The sequence below is a fragment of the Rhodosalinus sp. FB01 genome, assembly GCF_041365715.1.
Taxonomy (GTDB): domain Bacteria; phylum Pseudomonadota; class Alphaproteobacteria; order Rhodobacterales; family Rhodobacteraceae; genus Rhodosalinus.
The window spans coordinates 1-491 of sequence record NZ_JBGFSH010000063.1; the positions used below are offsets into that span (position 1 = coordinate 1).

The 491-nt window shown below is 65.2% G+C and carries 1 protein-coding gene and 1 pseudogene; both read right to left on the reverse strand.

Features of this window, described 5'->3' with window-relative positions; all coding sequences use genetic code 11:
* Positions 1-100 precede the first annotated feature (100 nt).
* Positions 101-325: a hypothetical protein gene (locus AB6A65_RS16575; RefSeq protein WP_371039487.1), complete on the reverse strand. Its 225-nt coding sequence runs from the start codon at positions 323-325 to the stop codon at positions 101-103.
* Positions 322-491: pseudogene (locus tag AB6A65_RS16580) on the reverse strand (DNA methylase); the annotation flags it as partial. The pseudogene AB6A65_RS16580 and the gene AB6A65_RS16575, both read right to left, overlap by 4 nt.

Here is a 491-nt window from a genome sequence, read left to right on the forward strand (position 1 = left end):
ATGTCTACTCCCTGCCCAACCTAACAGGCTGCCAATGATCACCCGCGCGGTCGCAGCAGAAATCGGGCGTGTGCGGCGAACGGAAGGATGGTCCGAATAGCTACCCACGCCACCGCACCCTGATCACTTCGAACAGCCGCCGCAGCAGGTAGCCGCGCACCAGCGAGACCCCAACGAAGGCGACGCCCAGGCCCAAGTGCTCCGCGAGCCCCGTCTCGATCCCGAACCATGGGAACACGACGATCTGCGTGGCGATCGCCAGAACGTAGCCGACGACAACATTGGTGGCGGCCTCGACCATCGACATGGTGCGTGACTGTCTCATGCAGCGGCATCGGCCTTGTCGCCCAGCCGCTCTTCCTTCACTGCCGCGAAAGCCCGGCCATCGCCGTCGAGGATCGCGTCGCGCCCCGTTTCCGCCTGCCAACGGTCCACGGCGACATCGATATAGGCGGGGCTGATTTCCATCGCGAAGACGCGCCGGCCGTTGG

Bases quoted from the DNA above. Each gene is read 5' to 3' on its own strand.
- AB6A65_RS16575 (WP_371039487.1), bottom strand. From the start codon at position 325: ATGAGACAGTCACGCACCATGTCGATGGTCGAGGCCGCCACCAATGTT.